Annotated in this window: 24 protein-coding genes; 13 read left to right on the forward strand and 11 right to left on the reverse strand. The window is 52.5% G+C overall.

What is annotated here, in order from left to right:
- Positions 1–15: 15 nt before the first annotated feature.
- Positions 16–1389 (forward strand): phage tail protein, encoded by a 1374-nt coding sequence (locus tag BRW83_RS05800; protein ID WP_005880779.1) that lies wholly within the window; start codon positions 16–18, stop codon positions 1387–1389.
- A 148-nt stretch (positions 1390–1537) separates the two neighbouring features.
- Here BRW83_RS05800 and BRW83_RS05805 read toward each other — a convergent pair whose 3' ends face one another.
- The 7 genes from BRW83_RS05805 to BRW83_RS05835 all read right to left on the reverse strand — a co-directional run bounded on the left by BRW83_RS05805 (position 1538) and on the right by BRW83_RS05835 (position 9346).
- The gene (locus BRW83_RS05805; protein ID WP_005880778.1) at positions 1538–2995 is read right to left on the reverse strand and encodes a TolC family protein; all 1458 of its coding nucleotides are present in this window, start codon (positions 2993–2995) and stop codon (positions 1538–1540) included.
- Positions 2996–3004: 9 nt separating this feature from the next.
- The gene (locus BRW83_RS05810; RefSeq protein ID WP_036602955.1) at positions 3005–3916 is read right to left on the reverse strand and encodes an efflux RND transporter periplasmic adaptor subunit; all 912 of its coding nucleotides are present in this window, start codon (positions 3914–3916) and stop codon (positions 3005–3007) included.
- Between the two features lie 2 nt (positions 3917–3918).
- A complete protein-coding gene (locus tag BRW83_RS05815) occupies positions 3919–4128 on the reverse strand; it encodes a DUF1656 domain-containing protein (RefSeq protein WP_005880776.1) in 210 nt (69 codons plus the stop codon).
- Positions 4125–6191 carry an FUSC family protein gene (locus BRW83_RS05820; RefSeq protein ID WP_081442199.1) on the reverse strand — a complete coding sequence of 689 codons (2067 nt, stop codon included), beginning with the start codon at positions 6189–6191 and terminating at the stop codon, positions 4125–4127. Before BRW83_RS05820 ends, BRW83_RS05815 begins: the two co-directional genes overlap by 4 nt.
- A 6-nt stretch (positions 6192–6197) precedes the next feature.
- A complete protein-coding gene (locus BRW83_RS05825; RefSeq protein WP_005880774.1) occupies positions 6198–6638 on the reverse strand; it encodes a MarR family winged helix-turn-helix transcriptional regulator in 441 nt (146 codons plus the stop codon).
- A gap of 144 nt (positions 6639–6782) precedes the next feature.
- Complete coding sequence (locus BRW83_RS05830) at positions 6783–8888, reverse strand: FUSC family protein (RefSeq protein ID WP_145814982.1); 2106 nt, start codon at positions 8886–8888, stop codon at positions 6783–6785.
- Positions 8885–9346 carry a MarR family winged helix-turn-helix transcriptional regulator gene (locus BRW83_RS05835; protein WP_005880772.1) on the reverse strand — a complete coding sequence of 154 codons (462 nt, stop codon included), beginning with the start codon at positions 9344–9346 and terminating at the stop codon, positions 8885–8887. The genes BRW83_RS05830 and BRW83_RS05835 overlap by 4 nt, the downstream gene beginning before the upstream one ends.
- A 181-nt stretch (positions 9347–9527) precedes the next feature.
- Here BRW83_RS05835 and BRW83_RS05840 point away from each other — a divergent pair, with 181 nt between their 5' ends.
- From BRW83_RS05840 to dnaQ, 4 genes are all read left to right on the forward strand, one after another.
- Complete coding sequence (locus BRW83_RS05840; RefSeq protein WP_145814981.1) at positions 9528–9926, forward strand: DUF2589 domain-containing protein; 399 nt, start codon at positions 9528–9530, stop codon at positions 9924–9926.
- Positions 9927–10314: 388 nt separating this feature from the next.
- Complete coding sequence (locus BRW83_RS05850; protein WP_036602953.1) at positions 10315–10599, forward strand: hypothetical protein; 285 nt, start codon at positions 10315–10317, stop codon at positions 10597–10599.
- Positions 10600–10749: 150 nt separating this feature from the next.
- Positions 10750–12093, forward strand: a complete 1344-nt coding sequence (gene trhP, locus BRW83_RS05855; RefSeq protein WP_036602951.1) for a prephenate-dependent tRNA uridine(34) hydroxylase TrhP — start codon at positions 10750–10752, stop codon at positions 12091–12093.
- A gap of 23 nt (positions 12094–12116) precedes the next feature.
- Positions 12117–12860: a DNA polymerase III subunit epsilon gene (dnaQ, locus tag BRW83_RS05860; protein ID WP_005880769.1), complete on the forward strand. Its 744-nt coding sequence runs from the start codon at positions 12117–12119 to the stop codon at positions 12858–12860.
- Between the two features lie 7 nt (positions 12861–12867).
- On the opposite strand, the gene BRW83_RS05865 is transcribed toward dnaQ, so the two are convergent.
- Complete coding sequence (locus tag BRW83_RS05865) at positions 12868–13305, reverse strand: thioredoxin family protein (protein ID WP_005880768.1); 438 nt, start codon at positions 13303–13305, stop codon at positions 12868–12870.
- Between the two features lie 170 nt (positions 13306–13475).
- Here BRW83_RS05865 and gluQRS point away from each other — a divergent pair, with 170 nt between their 5' ends.
- From gluQRS to BRW83_RS05905, 8 genes are all read left to right on the forward strand, one after another.
- Positions 13476–14372 (forward strand): tRNA glutamyl-Q(34) synthetase GluQRS, encoded by an 897-nt coding sequence (gene gluQRS / locus BRW83_RS05870; RefSeq protein ID WP_005880767.1) that lies wholly within the window; start codon positions 13476–13478, stop codon positions 14370–14372.
- A gap of 19 nt (positions 14373–14391) precedes the next feature.
- Positions 14392–14805 carry a CoA-binding protein gene (locus BRW83_RS05875; RefSeq protein ID WP_005880766.1) on the forward strand — a complete coding sequence of 138 codons (414 nt, stop codon included), beginning with the start codon at positions 14392–14394 and terminating at the stop codon, positions 14803–14805.
- Positions 14806–15021: 216 nt separating this feature from the next.
- Complete coding sequence (locus BRW83_RS05880) at positions 15022–15435, forward strand: CoA-binding protein (protein ID WP_005880765.1); 414 nt, start codon at positions 15022–15024, stop codon at positions 15433–15435.
- Between the two features lie 246 nt (positions 15436–15681).
- Positions 15682–16122: a MarR family winged helix-turn-helix transcriptional regulator gene (locus BRW83_RS05885; RefSeq protein WP_005880764.1), complete on the forward strand. Its 441-nt coding sequence runs from the start codon at positions 15682–15684 to the stop codon at positions 16120–16122.
- Positions 16112–17290, forward strand: a complete 1179-nt coding sequence (locus BRW83_RS05890) for an MFS transporter (protein WP_196793282.1) — start codon at positions 16112–16114, stop codon at positions 17288–17290. The genes BRW83_RS05885 and BRW83_RS05890 overlap by 11 nt, the downstream gene beginning before the upstream one ends.
- A gap of 117 nt (positions 17291–17407) precedes the next feature.
- Positions 17408–18106 (forward strand): tRNA (adenosine(37)-N6)-threonylcarbamoyltransferase complex dimerization subunit type 1 TsaB, encoded by a 699-nt coding sequence (gene tsaB / locus BRW83_RS05895; RefSeq protein WP_005880762.1) that lies wholly within the window; start codon positions 17408–17410, stop codon positions 18104–18106.
- A complete protein-coding gene (gene rimI / locus BRW83_RS05900; protein ID WP_050757726.1) occupies positions 18103–18600 on the forward strand; it encodes a ribosomal protein S18-alanine N-acetyltransferase in 498 nt (165 codons plus the stop codon). The genes tsaB and rimI overlap by 4 nt, the downstream gene beginning before the upstream one ends.
- Before the next feature lie 10 nt (positions 18601–18610).
- Entirely contained in the window at positions 18611–19525 is a 915-nt protein-coding gene (locus tag BRW83_RS05905; protein WP_005880761.1) for a uracil-DNA glycosylase, read from the forward strand.
- 60 nt (positions 19526–19585) lie between these two features.
- On the opposite strand, the gene BRW83_RS05910 is transcribed toward BRW83_RS05905, so the two are convergent.
- From BRW83_RS05910 to BRW83_RS05920, 3 genes are all read right to left on the reverse strand, one after another.
- Positions 19586–20167: a DNA-3-methyladenine glycosylase I gene (locus tag BRW83_RS05910; RefSeq protein WP_036602946.1), complete on the reverse strand. Its 582-nt coding sequence runs from the start codon at positions 20165–20167 to the stop codon at positions 19586–19588.
- Positions 20168–20320: 153 nt separating this feature from the next.
- Positions 20321–20734, reverse strand: a complete 414-nt coding sequence (locus tag BRW83_RS05915; RefSeq protein WP_005880759.1) for an ExbD/TolR family protein — start codon at positions 20732–20734, stop codon at positions 20321–20323.
- Between the two features lies 1 nt (position 20735).
- Positions 20736–21440: a MotA/TolQ/ExbB proton channel family protein gene (locus tag BRW83_RS05920; protein ID WP_005880758.1), complete on the reverse strand. Its 705-nt coding sequence runs from the start codon at positions 21438–21440 to the stop codon at positions 20736–20738.
- Between the last annotated feature and the right edge of the window lie 22 nt (positions 21441–21462).

Raw genomic sequence — 21462 nt, forward strand, 5'->3', positions numbered from 1 at the left:
AAGGAGCAGAAATAGATGGCAATTAATGAATTCAAACCGTTTGCAGCGACTGCCGACGCAAACGTTCAGGATCAGGCGGATTATGAACAGTCCGAAATCATTCGGGCCGGTTTCAGAACCGGTCTGGCACGATCGGCAGAAGTGAACAAGGCGATCCGGCAGGCAACGTCCATTACGGCTGCGGTAGCAGAGTTTACGGCAGAAAAAAGCGGGAAGGATATGCGGGATGACGGCAATATCCAGACCATGAAAGCCAATTTTGAAACGGCATTGAGTGCTGTTTCAAGCCTGTTGATCGCTGAAGCGGATGGAACAAGCGATGCCCTGACTGCCAGTTTTACACCGACAATCGGAGCGTTGAAAAACGGGATGCTGGTGCATGTCCGGGCGGCAGACAGTAACAAGACCAAAACGCCGACTTTCAAGGCAGATGAAATGGAAGCCAAACCGGTGGTCAAGGGTAATAACCTTAGTCTGACGGAGGGGGATATCGCAGGAGCCGGACATTGGCTGGAAATGCAATATGATACGGCGCTGGATAAATGGGTCTTGCAGAATCCGGCGAAAGGGATTGTTGCGCAGCAGAGTAGTGCAGTGCCGATTGGGACTGTCGCTTACTTTGCCATGACGACTCCTCCTGCAGGCTATCTGAAAGCGGATGGTGCGGAAGTCGGTCGCGAAACGTACCCGGAACTGTTTTCCGCTATCGGAACCACATTCGGTGAAGGAGATGGCTCGACGACTTTCAATTTGCCTGATCTGATCGACCGGTTTGCGCAGGGTGGCAATACTCCTGGACAGAAGTTTGAAGCGGGGTTGCCGAATATTGAAGGAGGATTTTATTCTCCACAAGTTGGCTCTCCATCAGGAGCATATTCGACATCTGGAACAGGGTTTCATTGGGCGGCGAGTAGTTATCTAAATTCTAATACATTAACATTTAATGCATCACGTTCCAACCCAATCTATGGCGCCTCAAACACTGTCCAGCCGCCTGCATTAATCTTACTTCCATGTATCAAAGCCTTCGATGTGGCCACCAATCCCGGCCTGATCGACATTACCGGACTGGCCAATGAGGTGGCCACTCATAAACATGTCACCAAAACCTATAACGATGGAACGAACTGGTATAGAAAATGGTCGGATGGCTGGGTGGAACAGGGAGGTGTGTTGCCTGTCATTCAAAATGCCGATTACACCTTAACTTTTCCAGTGCCGTTTGCTGATACTTCATATACCCTAATCAAGTGTAACGGCGCAAAATTGAATGAAGTTACATGGCTTAGCACCATGACTTTTTTTAATTATAGTGTTACGTCTGCTCAGACTTATAATGCCGGTTATACCAGTGATTGCCGATGGTATGGATGCGGTCAGAGTGCATAAACCGGAAAAATCGGTTTGTTCACGTTGAACATTCTGGTATTCAAATGAATCTGGCTACAGCGAAAACCGGGGAAGGAAGGCCGGTTTTCGCGGCAGAGCCAGTTCACTCAAAAAACACTCAATCAAGGGATATTTACAGGATATCCCGTCAATTTTTCGCCTGTGTGACAGGTGGAGTCTGTTCCCATCCCCCGCCTAAAGCCAGAAAGACGCCGATCTGGTCGTTAACGAGTTTGGCACTGGATGCGGCGTAGGCGCTTTCGTCGTTGGCAAGCGTCCGTTCGGCGTCCAGTGTCGCCAGAAAGTCGATACGGCCGTGTTTGTAGAGGCGATGAGCCTGATCGGCGGCCAGTGCACTCTGGTCGCGGGCGGCTTTCAGAAGGGCGTTCCGGTCGAGTTCACGGGCGTAGCTGGTCAGGGCGCTTTCGGTTTCTTTCAAGGCATTCAATACGGAGGCATCAAAACGTGCAAAGGCGGCCTGATGTTCGGCTTTGGCCTGTTTGATCCGGCTGCGGGCGGTTCCCGTGTCTGGGATGGTCCATGAAATGAGCGGGCCTATACTCCAGCGGTATCCGTTGTTCTGGTCGAAGCCGTTCATCCGTCCGGTAAAGCCTCCAGAGAGTCCAAGGTTGATTTTCGGGTACAGGTCCGCCGTCGCGACGCCGATTCGGGCACTGGTCGCGGCCAGTTTGCGTTCGGCCTGACGGATGTCGGGACGGCGTTTCAACAGGGCGGCTCCATCGCCGACTGGAATGGCTTGCGAGAGTTTTGGCGCTGTTTTGCATTGTCCGATAGTGGCGACCAGTGCGTTGGGGAGTTCTCCCGTCAAAACAGCCAGTTTGTATAGGGCGATTTTCTGTTGTGCCTGCAAGGGTGGTACGGCAGCCCGCAGGGATTCATATTGGGCACGGGCACGGGAAACGTCCATTGCCGTTCCCCGTCCACCACGCGTCAGCTGTTGGGTGGTGTCCAGAAACTGTCTTTGCAGTTCGGCCGAGTGCTCGGCAATACCGATGCGCTGGGCGGAGGAGCAGGCGTCGGCATAGGCCTTGGCGGTATCGGCAGCGACGGTGATGCGGGTGACGTCCAGGGCAGCCTGTGCAGCGTCGGTATCGGCTGACGCGGCTTCGATGCCACGCGCAATCTGGCCAAAGAGGTCGAGCTGGTAGGAGACGTTCAGGCCACCGTCGAATTTCCATGCGTCGGAAAAGCGATTGCCGAATCCGTGGGAAGCGGCCGAGGAGCGGCCGAAAGCCGGTTCGGCGGAAACGGAGACTTGCGGAATAGTTCCCATAGCGGCTTCTTCCAGAGCGGCGCGGGCACGCGCCAGATTGGCGGATGCGACGCGCAGGTCGGTGTTGTTCGATAGCGATTTTTCGATCAGTGAATTCAAAACGGGATCGTCGTACAGTTTCCACCAGTGATCCGGCAGGGCATCGGATTTGAACACTTTTTCCTGTGCAGCAGCGAAAGGTTCGGCTGCGCCCGGTTTGTTGATATCGGCGTTTTCCGGGATTTTATAGTCCGGACCGACTGTCGTACAGCCGACCATGCCGACACAAACGAACAGTGGAGCCAGTTTCGCAATAAATGGTTTGAAACGCATGGCTTATCCTTATTTCGCAGTCTTGTCGTTAGTGGCGACTTTCACGTTTTCGGAAGGGAATACCTCGATGGTGACCGTCTGTCCCGCGACAAGTTTTGTGTCTTTGGGCAGATTGTCGAATTCAACGCGAACCGGAATGCGCTGGACGAGGCGAACCCAGTTGAAGGCCGGATTGATGTTCTGGAGAAGATTGCTGCCTGTGGTGCGCTCGCGGTCAGCAATACCGCGAGAAACACTTTGGACATGGCCTTCCAGTACCGTGTCGCTGCTCATGAGCTTGATCGTGGCACGGTTGCCTTCTTCGATGTTCGGCAGCTTGGTTTCCTCGAAATAGCCTTCTGCATAGTAGGAGTGTCGGTCAACGAGCGCCATGACGGGCTTGCTGGCGGTGACGTAGGAGCCTGTACGCAGGTCGAGATTGGTGACGGTACCGTCGACGGCGGCAAGCACTTTTGTCCGGTCGAGGTCAAGCTGGGCCTTGTCGCGGTTGACAACGGCCTGCAAGAGGGCTGCGCGCGCTTCTTCCACGCGGGACTGGCCCTGTTCGGTCACTTCGGCAGCGACGAGGTCTTTCAGTTCCCGGTTGCGGTTGGATTCACGGATCGCCTGTGCCAGCGTGACCTTGGCGGCTTCTTCGGCGGCTTTGGCCTGTCTCAATGCAAGATCGAAACGCGCAGGGTCGATTTCGAAGAGCACGTCGCCGACATTGACCTGCTGGTTGTCTTTGACGTTAATTTTCACGACCTGACCGGTCACGTCCGGAGCGACCTGAACGACGTCGGCCTTGATACGCCCGTCGCGTGTCCAGGGATCGTTTTCATAATGAATCCAGAGCCGCCATCCAATGAAGAGAGCCACAAGGACAACCAGTATGGTGATCAGGTAACGTCTGAGAACGTTCAGGGATATTTTTGAGAACATAGTTAAAACCTGCCGAATTTGTATAAAGTCACTAAAAGACCGAGTACGACGAAAAAGAGGGCGACATCGAAAAGGGGCGGATGCCAGATGTGGCGGTAAAAACCCTTGCGGGCCAGAAAAAGGCTGATCAATCGTGTTGCGACAAGCGCAATCAGCGAGGTGAGCATCAGCACGGGAAAATACATGCCGAAGAAACTGAATTCTCCAGTCATACAGCCTCCTTGAAAACCAGAGTTTGGGGATAATAGGGTGAGGCATCGGGAAACAGGTCGCGCCGGATGCCGGTCAGGGCAGCGATGGCCGAATTTTGCCGGATGCGGGAAGGCATGTTGCAGACCGATTGCAGCATGTCGTCGATTTGTTCGAGCATGGCATCCTGTTCGGACGGTTCATGCGAACGCTTGCCGAACCAGTCGGAGATGACCTTTAAAAGCGGGGCGATATCGATGCCGTTTCGTTCCAGACGGGAGCGCATATGCATCAGGTAAACGATGTTGACACCGATGCGCATTTGCCCGAAAAGGCTGGCAATGGCGTTATCCTTTCCGGAGCCCAGTCCTGAAAGTCGGGGGGCGATAACGGAGAGGCGGTCGATCATGCGAACCGAGGTCTGGATGACCGGCGGTGGCGTTCTGGCGGATTTCGCCAACCGTGAAATTTCATCACTGACACTGGCAAGCAGTCGTTTCGTCGTCCATTCCGCATCGAACGAACGGAATACCATGGCGGATATGAGAGCCATCGTGATACCGATACATTGCGCGAAAACCTGACCGTTCATGAAAGAGGTGGCGTTCGCCATATCCAGATCGTACATGGTCGTTGTGGACCAGATGCCCATCATGAAGATGGTCGTGCCGAAAGCGGTTGCCGGACGGGCCATGAAAATGCCTCCGATGATGACAATGGGGGCGAAAAGCAGCATGAGCGATTCAAAGGAATGCGTGCTGTACATGACGACGAGCAGGTAAAAACCTGCGGGCAAAAGCGAATAAATCGTAAAGAGAAGCACTTTCTTCAGGGCGGCGACGGAATTATCGTTTCGGATGAAGGAAAGGTAAAAAATACTCGTCATCATCGGGGCACAAAAACCGGCGTTCCATCCGCTCGCCACCCAGAAGAGCGACGCCAGCATGATGGAAAAAATAGCCGAGGCAGAGACGAGCAGGGCCAGATGGCGGTCTTTGGTCAGCTGGTTGAGCGAGACAGGTATGGTTTTTGGCGCTGCCGGTGCCTTGCCTTTCAGGCAGTCATCGATGGTGCGACGCTGGTCGGCACAATTTTCACGGGAGGTGACCAGTTTTTCGAGATTGTTTGCCAGATGAACGATCAGGACTTCGTCCCATGAAGAGCTTTGGGTGATTTCAGGCAAGCCATGCCTAATCCGTTCACGTAACCACTGGGCGCTTTCCGGAGTGGGATTGTCCTCTTCTAACCAGCTGGCGATATTGTCGAGCAGGTATTCCCAGTACTCCGGGAGTTTCCCGGCTTTCTTCAGTTCCATGACGCTGTCCTCGATTGAGGTGATCAGAGGGATCACGACAGTCAGGCGATCCTGTAGCAGCCGGATATTCGCAACGGCCCATTTTTCGTTGGAAGTGTCATGGGGAAGGTTGGCGGACAGGACACGCAAATCGGTAAGGATGCGGGCAGCATTCAGTCTGGGAGCATTTCCCAGCGGTGTGTTGTCTTTCAGGATGGTGGTTATCCATTGACGGATGTCTTTCCTGACGGCATCCATCTGATTGATGACGGTAGAGCCGACATGACGTGGAAAAATGAGGCTATGAATCAGGATGGCCGAGACAAAACCGATGCCGGTTTCTTCAGCACGGGCGATTGCCATATCCGTGATGTACTGCACATTGATGAAATTGATGTCACCCAGTACACTGAAGATGATGACCGGTACGGTAAAACCGGCGACGGTGTAGACGTAGGCGTCCGTCGTCCGTTTCAGCATCGAAAAGTACATGCAGACGCCGACCCAGAGAGCGATCAGAAAGCACAGCAGTACAGTGTAGTTCACGAACGCGATTAGCAGAAAGATGGAGGCGACCGTCCCAAAGAGGGTTCCTACAAGGCGTGACATGCCGCGTACGTAAACACTGCCCGCCATGGACTGGGAAACGATACAGGTTGCCATGGGTGCCCAGAAGGGGCGGGGCAGACCCAGTCTTAATGCAATGTAGAGTGCCAGCATGGCCGCAAGGAAACATTTCACTCCAAAAAGGAGCTCTCCCCATGTCGGTTTTTGCAGGTAGTCTTTAAGCATTTTCCATCAGTACAGTTTGATCGACTGGCCCAGTTTTTCCAGCACTTTCAGGCAGGTTTCCAGTTCTTGCTGTTCAATATCCCTGAACAGTTCCCGACGGAAAGGCGTCATCGCCTCACCAATCTGGCGAACACGTTCACGGCCATTTTCGGTCAGGGTCAAAAGACGCGCGCGCCGGTCGTTGGCATCTTCCTCACGGCTCAAGAGTTTGGCTGAAATCAGCTGGTCAATGACCCGAACGACCGAAGAAGGGTCCAGCCCCATTGCTTCGGCCACTTCTCCGGGCCTGACACGATCTCCCATCCGGCTGATGACAACGGCTGGCCATGCGGTGGCCTGTGAAAGTCCGTATTGTGCGGCCACCTTGTCGGCGGCGGTCTTGTAGGCGCGTGCGACCCGGGAAAGGGTCCCGGTAAGTGTCATCAGTAACTGATCTTTTTCTTTCATGTCGTTAAATAGTTTGCATGTAAAATATTTGAAACCGTAAATATTAATCTTTCAACTATTCATGTCAATAGCATTTTTGGTTTTAGTGGGTACTTATGCATGTTTTTGTATCTTTCACGATATTTTTTTCTTTTCCAGGTCTGTTTATGCCGCTTTCCCGTAGCCATTTTCTTTTTGCGAGGCGGTCAATGGTGAATAAGGCAGTGCGTCCGGAAACAGGTCGCGACGGATGCCCGCCAGTGCAGCGATGGCGTCGTTTTGCTGGACATTGTGATGGCTGCGTGCCAGCTGATAGAGCGTTGTATCGATTTTGTCCAGCAGGACCGGAACGTCTTTTCCTGAATCGTCTTTCATGCGGTCTTCATAAAAGGCGGACAGATTTTCCAGAACCGGATGGACGGGGATACCCTGACGCTGCAGTTTCGGCATCAGACGCAACAGGCGCGTCATGTTCAGCCCGACCCGCAAGTCAGAAAGGATATTCATGGCGGAAAGATAACCGGGTTCGCTTGCGACACCATTTTTACGGGCGAGCGCCAGACGGGGAGCGAGCAGGCTGATACCGTCGACCATTCTGACGGACACTTCCATCACGGAGGGTGCCCTGATGGCTTTTCCCAGACGTGAAATGTCTGTCCACATGGTTTTGACCAGCCGCCGCGTGATCGCTTCGATGTTGGCGATGCGAAAAAGGGCGGTGAACAGAACGGCCATACCGGCACCGATAGCCTGACTGACTTGTGAATTGATGAAGGAAGTCATGTTGGCCGATCCCATGTCGAACATGGTCAGGGTCGCCAGCGTGGTGAACATGAACGGGATGACCTTGATCATGGTCGCCGGTTTTGAGAGATAAGTTCCAAACCACAGCAGGAAAGGTGCGAAGACCAGCATCATCATTTCGAAACTGTGCGCGGAAGGCAGGAACAACAGGAGATACAACCCGGCTACCGGAGTGGAGAGGAGGGTGTAAAAAAGCTGAACCTTGAGGATGGGAACCGGATTGTCCATCGTGGCGAAGAACATGCTGTACATGCCTGCCATCATCGGGGCACAAAAGCCCATCGGCCATCCGGAAATGACCCAGAACAGGCACGACAGGGAAGTCGCCATCATGGCGGCGAACGCTGACGAGAGCGCGAGGCGGCGATCCACGTGCAGGCTCGTTGTCGAAACCTTTGGCTTGCGGGGCTCGGCTGGCGGCATGGCACCGGACAGGCCGATATTGATTTGCCGGCGAAGGTCGAAGCAGTCTTCACAAATGTCCACGAGCCGGTAAAGTTCCGCCGCAAGATTGGCGAGCAGCATGTCTTCCCAATGGGAATCGGCACTGATGACCGGAGTGGCGTTATCGATACGTTTTCTCAGACGAATGGCGTTGCCAGGTTCGTTTTCGACTCCGATTGCCGCCCAGTCGGCAATGTCGTCCATCAGTTTTTGCCATTCACGCGAGAGCATCCCGGTATTGCTGTTTCGAAGGACGCCCAGCCGGTCTTCAATCGTCGAGAGGATGGGAACCAGTGCCGAGAGCCTGTCCTGCAGGGCACGGACTATGTTGGCCGTCCAGCGCAAATTCGAGGTATCGAACGGCAAATGGGTGGACATCATGCGCAGTTCCGTGATGATCTGCGCAAGCTTGTTCAGATCGACGGGATTGTCTGGATCGATTGTCGATTCGGTCAGGACACTGCGGACCCATTGCTGTGCGTCTTTTAAGGCCTGATCAAGCCGTGTGAGCACGATATTGCCGACCCCTTTCGGGAAGACAAGACTGTGCACGAGGGCGGAACAGGTAATCCCGAGCGTGATTTCCTCGACGCGGGCAAGTGCGACATCGTAAATGGACGATATGGACAGGTTGGAAACGTCAATAAGCGATGGAAGCGCGATCAGGGCGACGGAGTAACCCGACAGCATGAAGGCATAAGCCCGGGGAGTCCGGTCGAGCATCGACACGTAAAGACAGAAACCGATCCATACACCGAAAACCAGACACATCAATACGGAATAATTGATGAAAGTCGGGATGAAAATGACCGTTGCCAGCGCGCCGATAAACGTGCCGATGACCCGGTAAAGGGCTTTCGATCTGACCGCTCCGGCAATCGGCTGGGCGACGACATATGCGGTCAGCGGTGCCCAGAACGGACGCGGCAATCCAAGCCGAAAGGACAGATACAGTGCCAGCATGGCACCAATGAAGCTTTTAAGGGAAAAGATCCATGCTTCCCGGTCAGGCATTGCGATCATGCTGCTTTTACGGATTTTTTTTGTCGTTCGATGGATGTACCCAGTGTTTTGAACACGTGCATGCAGGTATCCAGTTCCTCTTCCGTCAGGCCTTGTAATAATTCGCGACGCAAGGGAATAAGAGCCGCCTCGATCTGTTTCACTTTTTTATGGCCTTCAGGAGTGAGAAAGATCAGTTTTGCGCGACGGTCGTTGGTGTCGCTCCTGCGCTCGATCAGGCCGGAATCGGCAAGCAGGTCGATGAGCCGGACAACGGAAGAGGGCTCGATACCGACGGCGTCGGCGATGACACCGGGACGGACGCCATCTCCCATCCGGCTGATGGCGACGATCGGCCATGCGACGGCCTGGGTCAATCCATATTGCGCGGCAACCTTGTCACAGGCAGCCTTGTAGGAACGCGATACCTGCGTCATCGTGATCATCAGTTCCATCAGGGAACGGTCGTTTGTAGACATGATTCTTTATTCGTGTAAAAAATGGTTCTGACGCATATTATTCGCATGCGAAGTATGTTGTCAATTAAAAATAAGCTGGCCACAATTTTCCGGATTTTCAATGCATTGATATATATGGATTATTTTTGAGTTTTTGAAAAACCGTGTTGCAAAAAAAAAGGATTGGCTGCATCCTTTTTATATGAGAGTTCTGGAGGATGTCATGACGGATGAGAAAAATAAAACTGGCCTGCAATTTGACGGGCTTCCCATGCAATCATTGATCGGAAGCCCTCTGAAAGCAGCGTCCGATGCGCAAGCGAAACTGGCTGAAACGACGGCGGAATTCATCCGGACAGTCGGGTTGGAGAGTTCTTGTTCAGGTAAAATCAAAACAGCTACTGTTACGTTTCGCAAAAAGGGAGCGGATGAATCAGATGACCCCGCTGAAAAGGAAGTGAGCCTGCAAGTGCCTTTGCTTGCCATTGTTCCCATACCGTCACCGGCTATCGAAGACATTGACGTCAACTTTGACATGGATGTGAAATCGTATTCGGAACACGCAGCAGTCAGGAAGCAGGATAGTGAAAGGAAATATTGACCGGTAAACAACGGGATGATGCTTTAGGCAAAAGTGGGCGGTGTTTCAGCTTCAGTCAGTGGCGCCACTTCCATTTGGACGGAAAGAATACCACCTTCACATCATCCGGAAGAATGTCATGTTTCTGTTCAGTACGGGCCTTTTTCCGATGGCATGCCGGAAGGATCGACGAAGGTAGCCGATATGTTGCAACAGCCGGTTCAGCCGACAAAAAACGATGCTGAACACAATGAAGAAAAACCGTTGAAAAAGTAATGGAAAAATGAAGGGCTGTAAAGATCAGGATGGCTGAAAATCTTTCCTTATTTGTAACTTTTTATCTTTTTCCAACAGGAAATTGCCGTTTCGATTATTCTTGACCTTATGTTGTTTTGCAGGGAGAAAAATCATGAACAGCCAGTCCGTTTTCACCAGATGCCTCAAGACAGGCCTGTTTTTTACTGTTGCCCTGTTTTTCGTTCATGGACAGGTTCAGGCTGCCGATGGGAAAACTCCCGGTAGCAATAGTGGCGAACCATGCCAGTTGACGCCGGTCGAAAAATATCTGGAACGTCATCCCGAATCGCAATGGCCGCCGTCACGCCGTGAAGAAATCAGGCGTTGCGACAATGCTTTAGACCAGCAAAAAGCGGTGAATCCTTCAGCGCAGGAAAAGAAGATTCAACAGAAATAAAAGAAGCAGGGCGAAAATTTGCCCCCATCACACCGATTCAGGAAAACCGGATTTTGCCAGTTATCGTGCAAATCCGGTTTTTAAATGGGTATGAGGTGAAGAGAAGCGATGCATTCGTTATAATGCCGTTTTGCCTTTGTGAATTCTGTCATGCCTTTTTCACCCGAACTTTTATTGCCAGCCGGTTCTGTCGAAAAGATGCGCGCTGCGTATGATTTCGGCGCGGATGCCGTTTATGCCGGTCAGCCCCGTTACAGCCTTCGGGCCAGAAACAACGAGTTTTCCACATACGAGGCGCTGAAAGAAGGGATCGACGAAGCGCATCGCCGCGGCAAGCAGTTCTACGTCGCCAGCAATATCTACGCCCATAATTCCAAGCTGAAAACCTATCTGGACGATATGGCTCCGGTTATCGACATGAAGCCGGATGCGCTGATCATGGCCGATCCGGGCCTGATCATGATGGTTCGGGACAAATGGCCGGAAGTGCCGGTGCATCTGTCGGTGCAGGCGAATGCGATCAACTGGGCGGACGTGAAATTCTGGGAACGCATGGGCCTGACCCGCGTGATTCTGTCGCGTGAGTTGTCGCTGGATGAGGTTAGCGAAATCCGGCAAAAATGCCCGGATATGGAACTGGAAGTGTTCGTCCATGGTGCCTTGTGCGTCGCTTATTCGGGACGCTGTCTGCTTTCCGGTTATTTCAATCATCGCGATTCCAATCAGGGGACGTGCACCAATTCGTGCCGGTGGAATTACAAGATCACGAATGCTGAAGAAAATGCTTGCGGCGACGTGTTGCCACTCGATATGGCACAGATTATGGAACAGGCCCAGACGTTGCCTTCGGCGATGGGAAACATGCCGCGCCATCCGGCGGCCGACCGGGTTTATATGATCGAGGAAGGCAAGCGTCCCGGTCAGCTCTTGCCGATCATGGAAGACGAACACGGCACGTATATCCTGAATTCAAAGGATTTGCGCGCGGTCGAGCATATCGAACGGCTTGTCAGAATCGGCGTGAATTCCCTGAAGATCGAAGGCCGGACAAAATCGATTTATTATGTGGCGCGTACCGCTCAGGTGTATCGCAAGGCGATTGACGACGCAGTGGCAGGCCGGCCATTCGACACGACATTGCTGGGCGCCTTGCAGAGCCTTGCCAACCGGGGTTATACGGATGGCTTCTACCAGCGTCACCATACGCAGGATTACCAGAATTACATGACAGGCGCTTCCGAGCTGAACAACAGCCATTATGTCGGCGACATTATCGAGGCGCAAAATGGCTGGGCTACCGTTCTCGTCAAGAACCGGTTTGCCGTTGGCGATACACTGGAGGTGTATCATCCGGATGGCAATGCCGTGCTGCCTTTGAAGAACATGCAGAACGAAGAGGGCACTGCGGTCGATGTCGCGCCCGGCAGCGGGCATCGCGTCAGGATTCCTCTGGAAGACCGATACAAGGGCGCGTTTATCGCAAGAAGACTGTAAAGAGAAAAGAGCAGAACGGATTTATGAGACAAATCGTACTCGATACCGAAACGACCGGCCTTTACGCCAATAATGGCGACCGGATCATTGAAATCGGTTGTGTGGAAGTGCTTTCCCGCCACGTCACCGAGAATCATTTTCACCAATACATCAATCCGGAACGTGATTCTCATCCGGATGCGCTGGCGGTTCATGGATTGACGACGGAGTTTCTCTCCGACAAGCCCAAATTTGCCGAAATTGCACAGGCGTTCTGCGACTATATCCGGGGGGCTGAACTCATTATCCACAATGCCCCGTTCGATATCGGTTTTCTGAATGCCGAACTGGCGCGGCTGGGTATGCCTAAGGTCGAGGAAATTGCCGAGTGCATAACGGACAGTCTGGTCAAGGCACGTGACATGTTTCCGGGGCGCAGAAATTCACTGGATGCCCTGTGCGAACGTTTCGAAATCTCCAACGCGCACCGAACCCTTCACGGTGCGCTGCTTGACTCGGAATTGCTGGCGGAAGTCTATCTGGCGATGACGCGTGGTCAGGAAACACTGGAAATCGGGGGGATGTCGATTGAAGAGGAAGAAGCGGCAGCCAAGGCGGCACCCCTGTCCAACATCCACATCGTGGTACTCGCCGCGACAGAAGAAGAACTCGCAAGGCACGAGGAAGTCCTGGACGATATCGAAAAATCCAACAAGGGCGCGCCATGCGTCTGGCGAACGGAACCGGTGACCGCTGACGGGGCGCTTGAGGCAGAACCGGCGAAATAAGGGGAAATCAGGCGGTTTCGACGGCCTTCCTCAAGAGAGTGCGGATGTTGACTTCCTTTTGCCAGCATGCGTGTTCTTCATTGCTGTTGGCAAGGCGTTTCATTTCGTCGATACCGATGTCTGTCTGGCTTTTCAGAAGGCGTTCAGCCAGACCGATGTCGGGGTGTACGCAGCCGAAGAAATTGACGATGTCGCCATACTGGATCAACAGGCTCGGGAAGTTTTCGATATCCAGATCGTCGAGCAGATCGGCATGATCCTCGATATCGATCCAGAGGAAAACGATGTCAGGGTATTTTTCCGCGAATGTTTTGAATAGCGGTTTGTAGGCGCGACAAGCCCCGCACCATTGCGCGCAAAAGCAGGCAACGATCCATGAATCTTCTGTCAGTGTCGTATTGAGAAGGGAATAATCCGCTTCTTTTAAAGGAATAAACGACGGCATGGCAACTCTTGAAACAAAGCGGTAAACTTGGGGATGCCATTTTAGCCAAGGTCGGATAAAAACGCCACTTTCCGGCGGTTTTATTTTTCCCTTTCCTTGTGTCTGCGCAAAAAACGACTTGAATACAAGGCTTTGGCGTAACAATAACCGATCTCTGAAGGAAACGGGTCTTGGAAAAACCAATCTATCGTGGACGTTTCGCCCCTTCACCGACGGGTGAATTGCATTTCGGTTCACTGGTTGCCGCGGTCGGCAGTTATCTCGATGCAAAAGCCAATTATGGCGAGTGGGTCGTCCGTATCGAAGACATCGATGAAACCCGCTGCCATCCGGAATATGAAACCTCGATCCTGAAAACCCTTGAAGCCTTCGGTTTTGAATGGGATGGCCCGGTTATCCGTCAGACAGACCGGATCGATGCCTATCGCGCCGCTTTTGATGAACTGAAAAGGAAAGGACTGGTCTACGGTTGTGCCTGTACCCGACGGGAAATTGCCGATTCCGCTGTCGGTATCGATGGGGCTCCCATCTATCCGGGAACGTGCCGCAACGGTTTGCATGAAGGGAAAACGGCAAGGGCATGGCGCTTGCGCGTACCGGACAAGACGATCGGTTTTGACGATTCTATACAGGGACGTCAAGAGCAGAATCTGGAAAAAGACGTTGGCGATTTCGTCCTCTTGCGAGCAGACGGCCTGTTTGCCTATCAGCTTGCCGTAGTGGTCGATGATGATGAGCAGGGCATCAATCATATCGTACGGGGTGCCGATTTGCTGGCTTCAACGCCGCGCCAGATCTGGCTTTATGAATGTATGGGGCGGCCTGTACCGGTTTATGCGCATTTGCCGCTGGTCGTGAATGAAAACGGGGAAAAGCTCTCCAAACAGACGCGTGCCGCGCCTGTCGATTTCGCCGATCCGGTCACGATGCTCGGGGCGGCAATGCGTTTTCTCAATCTTGCTCCAGAAAAAGATGACTTCGCCCTGCAGGATTTATGGAACTGGGCCATAATGAACTGGTCAATAAATATTGCACCCAAAACACAAACGATAAAAACCCCGATTTAATGAAAACCAGGAGAAAAAAATGATCGTTAAAGACGAAGCAGGCATCAAAGACATTCTTCAGAAAAACCACGTCGTTGCCATCGTCGGATTTTCGACTGATGAAAACAAGGGTGGACATTACGTTCCGAAGTTTTTGAAAGAACACGGCTATCAGATTGTTCCGGTCAATCCGACCATTTCCGAAGGGCTGGGTGAAAAAGCGTATGCCAGCCTGAAAGACATTCCGTTTCCGGTGGATATCGTCGATTGTTTCCGCCGTGCCGAAGCCATGCCGGAAATCGCACGGGACGCCGTTGCCATCGGCGCGAAAGTCCTGTGGATGCAAAAGGGCATCGAAAGTGAAGAAGCCGCCAAAATCGCTTCCGACGCAGGCCTGAAAGTCGTTTCCGACCGCTGCATGCTGGAACAATATACCGAATTGTTTCTGAAATAATGTCAGGTAAACGGGACAATGAAGCGGTTCCGTCGAGGGATCGCTTCGTTTGAATCCCTGCCGTTTTTCAGACAGGACCCTGCGAAATGGAAGGTGCGCCTGATACGGTTTCCAGATAAAAATCAATTATCGGCCTTTGGTAAACGGCGACAATAAAAGACCCGATTTTCCGGCTTTTTCAAAAAAGCTCATGTCGGACACATCAGGAGAAAAATCATGCTGGTAGAAGACCCGGAAGGCATCAAACAAATCATGAAAGACTGCAAGACCATCGCTATCGTCGGTTTTTCGGACGATCCGGGGAAAGCCGGTTATTTCGTCGCCGATTATCTGAAGAGCGTCGGTTACAAGATCATTCCCGTCAATCCCAATCTGAAATGGGGCCTGAAGGAAAAGTGTTATTCCTCATTGCTGGATATCCCGAAGGATGAAAAGGTCGATATGGTCGATTGTTTCCGCCGGTCGGAGTTCATCCCTGACATTGCAAGGGATGCCGTTGCCATCGGCGCAAAAGTGCTGTGGATGCAAAAGGGTATCAAAAATGAAGAAGCGGTCAAAATCGCTTCGGACGCAGGCATGAAAGTCGTGCAAAACCTGTGCACGATGCGTGAGCACAATCGTCTTCCATAATCAGTAATTCCCTGCAAACCGGCCTGGCATTTGCGGGGAATTATCATCATTGTTTTCCAGCGGTATTTCCCGATGCCATTGAAATGACAGGGTTGTTCTGGCGCCAATACTCCTTTCGTCTTTCAATATCTGTTCAGATCTCCATAAAAAAATCCCTGAAGCAAGGTTCTGTCGCTTGCCAACTAATCCGAAATCGGATAATCTCTTTTCGGATTTTAAAATGGAACTTTTTCCGGATGGCAAACCATGATCACTGATGAACTTTATTACCGGCACTTTTCGCTGGCACAAATTGAGAACCGGATTTATGCCGAATGGTGCAAGAAGCGTGGCATTTCCTATTCCTGGCTTCTCATTTTAGACATGATTTTGCGTGCGAAAGACGATATCGAACCGGCGATGATTTCCGATTCGCTGTTCATTCCAAGGCAGACGATGACAAGCCTTCTGGACCAGATGGAAAAGAATGGCCTGATTGTGCGCGTGCGCAGCCAGACCGATCGCCGCCGGGTGAACCTGTCACTGACTGAAAAGGGGCATGAAACGATTGTCGGCATATTGAAGGAGCTGGCTGTCCATGAAAATGTCATCGTCAGGGAAATTTCCCCTGAAAAGATGGCGGCTTTCAACGAGATTTATGCCGATATCGTCGGCCGACTGAAAAGCAGGTTGATGCATGGCGACTGAAGGAATGGATACGGACATGGCTATCAGTCCGGAAAAAGCGGCTGGCACGACAACGGGTCACGGCCATGCGACACGATTCATTTTTCTGGCGCTGGGGCTGGCGATTTCCGCCTGGGCAGTGCTCGTGCCGTTTGCCAAGGCGAGGCTTGGCGTCAATGAGGCAGAACTGGGTTTGCTGCTCCTGCTCGTCGGAACCGGGGCGATCATTTCGATGCCCTTTGCAGGCTGGCTGACCGGCAAGTACGGTTGCCGCAAAACGCTGGTTGTGTCTACGACAGTATTCATGCTGTCACTGATCGGACTGGCTTTTGTTTCCTCTCCCTGGGCATTCGGTCTTTCGCTTTTCATGTTCGGCGCATCGTCTGGAGTCGTCGATGTCGGAATGAACATTCAGGCCATTCTGGTCGAAAAGGAACGCAAGCGCAGCATGATGTCGGGTTTGCATGGCATGTATAGCGTAGGCGGTTTTTTCGGCGCGCTGATTATTTCCGCTCTGTTGAATCTGGGCTTGACTCCCTTGTCGGCGATTTTATGTCTGACCATCAGCCTGATTGCAGGCCTGCTGATAATGGCCCGTTACCTGTTTCCGTATGGTCACGAATCGAAAAACAGGAAATCCTTTTCACTCCCGAAGGGCAGCATTCTCATGCTGGGTGTCCTGTGTTTCATCATGTACATGGGGGACGGCGTCGTTCTCGACTGGGGGGCGCTTTTCATGACGACGACCAAATCCATATCGGCGGATACGGCAGGGTTGTCGTTCGCCATCTTTTCGGTGGCGATCTCGATCGGACGCCTTTTCGGCGACCGGCTCGTCGAATGGCTTGGTATTCGCAAGGTGATGACATCAAGTGGCATTATCGCAGCCATCGGCTTCGTTATTGTGATGGAAGCGCCGTCGGCGTGGATCGCTTTTGCCGGTTTTGTCGTCGTCGGGCTCGGCGCGGCAAACCTGATCCCGCTTTTATTCACGATTGCGTCCAGACAGAAAAAGATGCCGGTCCCGCAGGCCATTTCATCCGTGACGACACTGGGCTATCTGGGTCTGCTGGTCGGACCTGCCATGATGGGGTTCATCGCCCATGCGACAAGCCTGTATGTCGTTTTCGGCATTGTCGCGGCACTCATGATTTTCGTCAGTGTCACGTCGCGCTGGCTGCATGACTGATCAGGATTATCCGGTTGAGGCGATGCCGCCACAATGAAGGAAATTTTTACAGACAGCTGATGCCACACAAAGCCGAAATGTCTGAAAAATCAGGCGCACACGGTACAATAAGGAATCATGTTGACCATCATAGCTATAGATACCTCTTCCGACGTGGCTTCCGTCGCGCTTTTGCGTGGGGAAAAGCTTCGTTCACTTTCCAGTGAAGGTTTTTCCACGCATTCCTTGTCTTCACTGCCGATGTTGCAGCAGTTGCTGAAAGAGGAAGAAATTGAAATAAAAGACGTCGATGCCATCGCTTTCGGCTGCGGTCCGGGTTCGTTTACCGGTTTGCGTACGGCGTGCGGCATTGCACAGGGCCTGTCCTTCGGCGCATCGATTCCAGTCGTTGCTGTGGTGACTCTGGAAGCGATGGCCGAATCCTGCCGCCGGAAATACGGAACCGACACGGTTCTGTCTCTGCTGGACGCCCGAATGCATGAAGTGTATTGGGGAGAGTACCAGTATGAAAACGGATGCTGGAAAACGATTGTCGAACCATCCCTTTCTGCGGCAGCTGACGTTATGCCTGTCGGGCATCCTGCCTTTTGCGGCAATGGCCTGACCGCCTATGCCGATGATCTGAAGACAGTCGTCGGGGAAAACCCGCAGTATCCCGATATCATCCCGCATGCACAAGCGATTGCCATTCTCGGCAAGGAACGCTTTTTGCGTGGTGAAACGATCAGGGCGGCCGATATCGAACCGCTTTACCTCCGGAACAAGGTAGCCCTGAAAACGGCCGAACGGCTGGCGCTGAAGGAAAAAGGCGAATGAGCGAAGAAGGAAATAATACGCTTCCGGCAGAGGCTGACGGCGGTAAGACTGTCGAAATGCTGAAGTTCGAGCCGATGCTGATCAAGGATTTGCACGAAGTCTATTTTATCGAGCAAAGCGTCTTCTCCTATCACTGGAATTACCGCAATTTCATGAGTTCGGTCGCGCAGGAAGACGATGGCTGGGTCATGCGAAACGAGACGGGCAAACTGATCGGCTATTTCATTCTGCAGGAAATCGTCGATGAAATGCATTTGTTGAAAATTGCCGTCGATGAGAATTTTCATGGACAGGGTTACGGACGCCTCTTGATGGACAAGGCTGTCGAAGTCGCACGCGAAGCGGAGATGGAATCGGTATTGCTGGAAGTCAGGTCGACCAATGAACCGGCGGTCGGGCTGTACAGGAAAACGGGATTTGCAACCATTGGCGTAAGGAAGGGGTATTACGTCGATCCGAAAGAAGATGCCCTCGTCATGAGGCTGATGCTGTGAGGACTATGTGATGAGTGAACTGGACGAAACCACGCGCAAAAAATATCTGGAAGAGATGGGGATTACTGTCTGGTCGTCGCGCGCGCTGCAGGCTGGTGATGAATCTGGTGAGGAGCCTGCTGAAAAGCTTGTGTCTGTCAGGGTACAGGAAGAGGTGAAAGTGTCACCGGTCCCGACTGTTGCAGGCGACAGTTCTGATATTCCGTTTCCGGAAACGTTGCCGGTGGAAGCGTTTGCCGATGATTTTCCACCCATACCTTCTGAAATGGATGTCTCACCTGAAACCGGTGTGCCTGTATCTTCCCCGGCAACTATTCCGGCAGGAGGCGATACTTGGGACGGGTTACTGCATGAAATCAACCATTGCGAACGCTGCCATCTCTGCAAGTCACGAAACAAGGTCGTTCCCGGAGTCGGGGATCAACATGCAGGCTGGCTCTTCGTCGGTGAAGGCCCGGGTTTTCATGAAGACCAGCAGGGTGAGCCATTCGTCGGCCGTTCCGGACATTTGCTCGATGCCATGATGGCCGCCATGCACATGAAGCGGGGCGAGAATGTTTACATCGCCAACGTCGTCAAGTGCCGTGCCACAAATGAGTTCGCGAAAGACCGTCAGCCGACGGAAGAGGAAGCCGCTTTTTGTATGCCGTATCTGGAACGCCAAATCGATCTGATCAAGCCGAAAATCATGGTTGCGCTTGGCAAGACCGCAGCCTGTGCCTTGTTGAATACCGGCCGCGAAGTCACGCTTGGCTCTCTTCGCAACAAGACGCATGTATTCAGGGTTGCCGGTCGCCGGATTCCGCTCATCGTGACGTATCACCCCTCGTACTTGCTGCGTACTCCGGGCGGCAAGAAACAGGCATGGCAGGATCTGTGTACGGCAATGGACATTTATGATGAGGAAGTGAAAAAGGAAAGCTGAGACAAAAGCGGATTCCGTTTTCATCTGAAAAAGGCAGCCCGTACCCATTGGCTGCCTTTTTTATTCTTTAAACCGGAAACAGTCCCTTGTGTGGTCGTTGACCAGTCCGGTTGCCTGCATGTGGGCATAGATAATCGTGGAACCCACAAACGTCATTCCGCGTTTTTTCAAATCCTTCGATAATTGATCGCTTTCGGGAGACGTTGCAGGAATTTCCGAAATGGATTGTCGATGCTTGCAAATGGGGATTCCACCGACAAAACTCCAGATATACTTGTCAAAACTGCCGAATTCCTTTTGTATATCGATAAATACCCTGGCATTTTTCCTAACAGAGAATACTTTTAATCTGTTTCTGATGATTTCGGGGTTTTGAAGCTTTTCTTCCAGCTCTTCATCGCTCAGTCTGGCGCATTTTTCAACGTCAAAGTCATGAAAGGCTTTCCGGTAGCCTTCTCTTTTCTTCAAGACAGTTTCCCAGCTCAATCCGGCCTGCGCGCCTTCCAGTATCAAAAACTCGAAATGCGTCCTGTCGTCGTGCACAGGCACGCCCCATTCTTCATCGTGATATTTTTGATAGAGAGGGTTATTTTCCGGTACCCATGCGCAACGTTTGATTTTGTCCATATTCCCGTTTTTCATAAGACGACTTTTTTATCCCGGGTTCGAAAACCCATGCTGACGACGCCAGGGCGTCCCACACTCATACTCACACAAGACCAAAGCCTTGTCGTGTCTTCCTGTACCGATCTTCACATACAAGAATGAAAGGACAAGAACAGTATATTCTGTTTATCATGGCTGTGGCTGGGTCACGAACCCGAGTTTTTCGATTCCGGCCCGCTGGGCGGCCGCCATGATTTTGACGACTTCTTCATAAGCGACGCGCCTGTCGCCGTAAAGCCGGATTTCCGTTTGCTGTTCTTGCGCCGCCACTTCGGCAAGCATCGTTTCGAGCTGCGCATTATCGATGCGCTTGCTGTTCCAGTAAACTGAGCCGTCACTGGCGACCGAAATGGAAATGGATTTCGGATCGACTGCCGTATTGAGCTTTTGTGTCTGCGGCAAATCGACCTTGACGGAGTGGGTCAGCACCGGCACCGTCAAAATGAAAATCACCAGCAGCACGAGCATGACGTCCACCAGAGGGGTGACGTTGATTTCGCTCATGACGTCTTCCTGATCGTTCAGACCTCCGCCGAAAGCCATCTCATGCCTCCCTGTCTGAAGTATTGGACACGGCAGGCGTGCCTGTCAGGAAGTAAGCGTAAAGCTGGCGTGCAAAACGGTTCAGTTGACCGACAAGCCGGCGGTTGATCCGGATAAGGGCGTTGTATCCCAGAACGGCGGGAATGGCGACTGCCAGCCCGAGTGCGGTCATGATCAGCGACTCGCCGACAGGACCGGCGATCTTGTCGATGGATGCCTGTCCTGAAATGCCGATAGAGACCAATGCGTGATAAATTCCCCAGACCGTGCCGAACAGGCCGATAAACGGGGCTGTCGCACCGATGGAGGCCAGTATGGAAAGTCCGCTCTGCATTTTGGCGGTACTGTCGTCGATCGAGCCTCTCAGGCTTTCGGTGAGCCATTCGGGAAGGCCGATCTTCGACTGCAAATTCTGTTCGCCAGCCTGATGCAGACTGGCGGCCTGCAAGCCTTCAGCGGCAAGTGCATGAAAGGGATTGTCGTCGGGCACGGTTTTCAGGCTTTCCAGCCCTTTTGCAAATGTGGGCGCTTTCCAGAAGGCGGCAATCTCTTTTGATAGGCCGTACAGCTTCCAGGCACGCCATGCCCGTAATGCGATGATTGTCCAGGATGCCACCGACATGACGAGAAGGAGCAGGGCAACGAATTTGATGATCCAGCCGCCCTGATTCCAGAGTGCCATGATGCCGTAGGGATTGTTTTCCATTCTTGTGTATTCCGTTCCTGTT

Source organism: Oxalobacter formigenes (assembly GCF_002127965.1).
In the GTDB taxonomy this organism is placed as follows: domain Bacteria; phylum Pseudomonadota; class Gammaproteobacteria; order Burkholderiales; family Burkholderiaceae_D; genus Oxalobacter; species Oxalobacter formigenes.

Excerpts from the sequence above, each read along its gene's own strand:
- BRW83_RS05865 (WP_005880768.1), bottom strand. The coding sequence starts at position 13,305 with ATGCCGTCGTTTATTCCTTTAAAAGAAGCGGATTATTCCCTTCTCAAT.
- BRW83_RS05835 (WP_005880772.1), bottom strand. The coding sequence starts at position 9,346 with ATGTCTACAAACGACCGTTCCCTGATGGAACTGATGATCACGATGACG.
- BRW83_RS05875 (WP_005880766.1), top strand. The coding sequence starts at position 14,392 with ATGATCGTTAAAGACGAAGCAGGCATCAAAGACATTCTTCAGAAAAAC.
- BRW83_RS05840 (WP_145814981.1), top strand. The coding sequence starts at position 9,528 with ATGAGAGTTCTGGAGGATGTCATGACGGATGAGAAAAATAAAACTGGC.
- BRW83_RS05905 (WP_005880761.1), top strand. The coding sequence starts at position 18,611 with ATGAGTGAACTGGACGAAACCACGCGCAAAAAATATCTGGAAGAGATG.
- BRW83_RS05820 (WP_081442199.1), bottom strand. The coding sequence starts at position 6,191 with ATGCTTAAAGACTACCTGCAAAAACCGACATGGGGAGAGCTCCTTTTT.
- BRW83_RS05850 (WP_036602953.1), top strand. The coding sequence starts at position 10,315 with ATGAACAGCCAGTCCGTTTTCACCAGATGCCTCAAGACAGGCCTGTTT.
- BRW83_RS05825 (WP_005880774.1), bottom strand. The coding sequence starts at position 6,638 with ATGAAAGAAAAAGATCAGTTACTGATGACACTTACCGGGACCCTTTCC.
- BRW83_RS05920 (WP_005880758.1), bottom strand. The coding sequence starts at position 21,440 with ATGGAAAACAATCCCTACGGCATCATGGCACTCTGGAATCAGGGCGGC.
- BRW83_RS05910 (WP_036602946.1), bottom strand. The coding sequence starts at position 20,167 with ATGAAAAACGGGAATATGGACAAAATCAAACGTTGCGCATGGGTACCG.
- BRW83_RS05915 (WP_005880759.1), bottom strand. The coding sequence starts at position 20,734 with ATGGCTTTCGGCGGAGGTCTGAACGATCAGGAAGACGTCATGAGCGAA.
- BRW83_RS05805 (WP_005880778.1), bottom strand. The coding sequence starts at position 2,995 with ATGCGTTTCAAACCATTTATTGCGAAACTGGCTCCACTGTTCGTTTGT.
- BRW83_RS05885 (WP_005880764.1), top strand. The coding sequence starts at position 15,682 with ATGATCACTGATGAACTTTATTACCGGCACTTTTCGCTGGCACAAATT.
- trhP (WP_036602951.1), top strand. The coding sequence starts at position 10,750 with ATGCCTTTTTCACCCGAACTTTTATTGCCAGCCGGTTCTGTCGAAAAG.
- BRW83_RS05800 (WP_005880779.1), top strand. The coding sequence starts at position 16 with ATGGCAATTAATGAATTCAAACCGTTTGCAGCGACTGCCGACGCAAAC.
- BRW83_RS05830 (WP_145814982.1), bottom strand. The coding sequence starts at position 8,888 with ATGATCGCAATGCCTGACCGGGAAGCATGGATCTTTTCCCTTAAAAGC.
- BRW83_RS05815 (WP_005880776.1), bottom strand. The coding sequence starts at position 4,128 with ATGACTGGAGAATTCAGTTTCTTCGGCATGTATTTTCCCGTGCTGATG.
- BRW83_RS05890 (WP_196793282.1), top strand. The coding sequence starts at position 16,112 with ATGGCGACTGAAGGAATGGATACGGACATGGCTATCAGTCCGGAAAAA.
- dnaQ (WP_005880769.1), top strand. The coding sequence starts at position 12,117 with ATGAGACAAATCGTACTCGATACCGAAACGACCGGCCTTTACGCCAAT.
- BRW83_RS05810 (WP_036602955.1), bottom strand. The coding sequence starts at position 3,916 with ATGTTCTCAAAAATATCCCTGAACGTTCTCAGACGTTACCTGATCACC.
- BRW83_RS05880 (WP_005880765.1), top strand. The coding sequence starts at position 15,022 with ATGCTGGTAGAAGACCCGGAAGGCATCAAACAAATCATGAAAGACTGC.
- tsaB (WP_005880762.1), top strand. The coding sequence starts at position 17,408 with ATGTTGACCATCATAGCTATAGATACCTCTTCCGACGTGGCTTCCGTC.
- rimI (WP_050757726.1), top strand. The coding sequence starts at position 18,103 with ATGAGCGAAGAAGGAAATAATACGCTTCCGGCAGAGGCTGACGGCGGT.